Below are 2825 nucleotides of genomic sequence, written 5' to 3'. Positions count from 1 at the left end.
CTCCCAGGGGGCCATCGCCTGGATCCTCTCCCTGATCACCCTGCCCTATGTGGCAGTTCCCGCCTACTGGATCTTCGGTCGTCCGCGTTTCTACGGCTACGTCTCCGCCCGCGGCGAGCGCGACAGCGTGCTGCGCCGGGTGCTGGCCCGCTATCGCCAGCACGTCGAGCCCTACCTCGCCGATGCCCGCGACCCCGATGTTCGAGCCGTCGAGCAGCTGGCGATGATGCCCCTGACCAGCGGCAACCGTGCCGAGCTGCTGGTCGACGGCAAGGCCACCTTCGACAGCCTCTTCGCGGGCATCGAGGAGGCCGAGGAGTACATCCTCATCCAGTTCTTCATCGTGAGAAACGACGCCCTGGGCATCGAGCTCCAGCAGCGCCTGCAGCGAGCCGCCGACCGCGGGGTCAGGGTCTATTTCCTCTATGACGAGGTGGGCAGTCACAAGCTCAATGACGGCTACCTGCGCGACCTCAGCGAGGCTGGCGTCGAGGTCAGCGCCTTTCGCTCCTCGCGGGGCTTCCGCCACCGTTTCCAGCTCAACTTCCGCAACCATCGCAAGGTGCTGGTGGTGGACGGTCGGGAGGGCTGGCTCGGCGGCTTCAATGTCGGCGTGGAGTACCTGGGGCAGGGGCGCCATGGGCCCTGGCGCGACACCCACCTCAAGCTGGCGGGCCCCAGCGTGCTGGGCCTTCAGGAGGCCTTCTGGGAGGACTGGCACTGGGCCACCGGGGAAGTACTCACCCTCTCCTGGGTGCCCGAGGTGACCTGCGAGGAGTGCCACAAGGTGGTGATCGTGCCCTCCGGGCCGGCCGATCGGCAGGAGACCGCCAGCCTGCTGGTCCAGCACGCCATCCACAGCGCCCGGGAGCGCTTCTGGGTGACCAGCCCCTACTTCGTGCCGGACCTGGGCGTCCAGGATGCCCTGCGCCTCGCCGCCATGCGCGGCGTCGACGTGCGCATCATGATCCCCGAGCGCCCCGACCATCTGCTGGTATTCCTGTCGGCCTTCTCCTTCCTGCCCGACATGCTCAGGGCCGGCGTGAAGGTCTACCGCTACCAGCCCGGCTTCCTGCACCAGAAGGTGATGCTGATCGACGATGCCGCGGCCAGCGTGGGCACCGTGAACCTCGACAACCGCTCCTTCCGTCTCAACTTCGAGATCACCGCCTTTCTGCCGGACCGCCAGTTCGCGGCCCAGGTGCGGCTGATGCTCGAAAGGGACTTCGCCGACTGTCGGCGCATCAGCCTCGATGAGATCACCTCGCGACCGCTGTGGCGCAAGCTGGTGTCGCGGGCCGCCTACCTGCTGGCCCCTATCCAGTGATACATTATCGATTGATGATGGCCGATGCGTCGGCCTGCCCGCCATCCTCGGACAGGGAGTCACGGTGAACCTCGAGAGCAAGTGGCTGGAAGACTTCGTTGCCCTGGCCAACACCCGCAGTTTTTCCGCGTCGGCACGACAACGTCATGTCACCCAGCCCGCCTTCAGCCGCCGCATTCGGGCCCTGGAGCAGGCCATCGGGGTGACCCTGGTGGACCGCTCCACCACCCCGGTCGACCTGACCCCCGAGGGGCAGCTGTTCCTGGTCACCGCCCGCAACCTGGTCGAGCAGCTCAACGAGAGCCTGGGTCACCTGCGGGGACTGGCCATCGCCAACGAGGCGCTCGACATCGTGGCCGCCCACTCCCTGGCGCTGAGCTTCTTCCCGCCCTGGATCTCCCGCCTGCAGCAGGGGGTCGGGGAGCTGCCCACCCGGCTGGTGGCCATGAACGTGGGGGAGGCGATCCACGTGCTGCGGGAGGGCAAGTGCGACCTGATGCTGGCCTACTACGATCCCTATGCGAGCATGCAGCTCGACTCGGAGCTGTTTCCCTCCTTCTCCATCGGGCAGGTCAAGATGCTGCCCGTCTGCCTGCCCGACGAGGCGGGTAAGCCGCGCTTTCCGCTGGAGGGGAGCGAGTCGATACCCTATCTCGCCTACACCCAGGGCGCCTTCCTGGGCAGCAGCGTGCGCATGCTGCTAAAGAATGATGCCCTGCGCCTGCGGCTGCGCACCGTCTACGAAACTGCCATGGCCGAGGGGCTCAAGGGTATGGTGATGCAGGGCATCGGCATGGCCTGGATCCCCGACTTCTGCATTCGTGAGGAGCTCAAGAACGGCCGGCTGGTCCGCGCCGGCGGTGAGGAGTGGGACGTGCCCCTGGAGATTCGCCTCTACCGCTGCTCGCTGGTGCACAAACCCGGCGTGGAGAAGCTCTGGCGGCAGATGCAGAAGTTACCCCGCGACTTCCTGCAGGCCTGACCTCCCGGGGTCAGGGGCCGCCGAAGTCGGCGGGTAGCCCCAGGAAGTCCTGGATGATGAAGAAGTGGTCCTCGAAGAGGCTCTCCGGGTCGAGGTCGGCCAGCGCGACCCAGCGCGCGTGATCGCCGCCCTTGACAGGCTTGAGCTGCGGCAGCTGCTGTTCTGGGCGCAGGGCAAAGTAGAAGGCTTCCGCCAGGGTGCGTCCCCGCCAGCTGCGGTGGGGCTCATCGAAGAGCCGCTGGCCGCGCAGGGATCCCTTGAGCACCGGCTCCGGTACCTTGAGACGCACCCGTTCGCGCAGCTCGCGCAGGCAGGCGTCGAGCAGCCGCTCGTGGGGATTGATGAAGCCGCCGGGCAGCGCCAGCAACCCCTGGCCCGGTGCGGCGGTGCGCCTGACCAGCAGCACATGCCCCGACTGCACCACCACCGCATTGACGGTGACGAAGATCGGCGGGTAGGGCGCCTGGGCCCAGGCGCTGCGGTACTGGTCGAGCAGCCGCTGCTCCTCGATCAGCT

Annotated in this window: 3 protein-coding genes; 2 read left to right on the top strand and 1 reads right to left on the bottom strand. The window is 67.4% G+C overall.

Annotation, left to right across the window (positions count from 1 at the left end; translation table 11 throughout):
• Both cls and J5F18_RS12030 read left to right on the top strand, forming a co-directional pair.
• The coding region (gene cls, locus J5F18_RS12035; protein WP_346298864.1) for a cardiolipin synthase at positions 1-1327 on the top strand (1327 nt) is incomplete at its 5' end.
• A gap of 64 nt (positions 1328-1391) precedes the next feature.
• Positions 1392-2309: a LysR substrate-binding domain-containing protein gene (locus J5F18_RS12030; protein ID WP_346298863.1), complete on the top strand. Its 918-nt coding sequence runs from the start codon at positions 1392-1394 to the stop codon at positions 2307-2309.
• Between the two features lie 10 nt (positions 2310-2319).
• Here the strand turns inward: J5F18_RS12030 and J5F18_RS12025 are convergent.
• Positions 2320-2825: NUDIX domain-containing protein (locus tag J5F18_RS12025; RefSeq protein ID WP_346298862.1), on the bottom strand; the 506-nt coding region annotated here is incomplete at its 5' end.

The organism is Halomonas sp. BM-2019, assembly GCF_017584085.1.
Note: the sequence above shows the minus strand (reverse complement) of the source record. Positions and strands in the feature narration are given on the sequence as shown.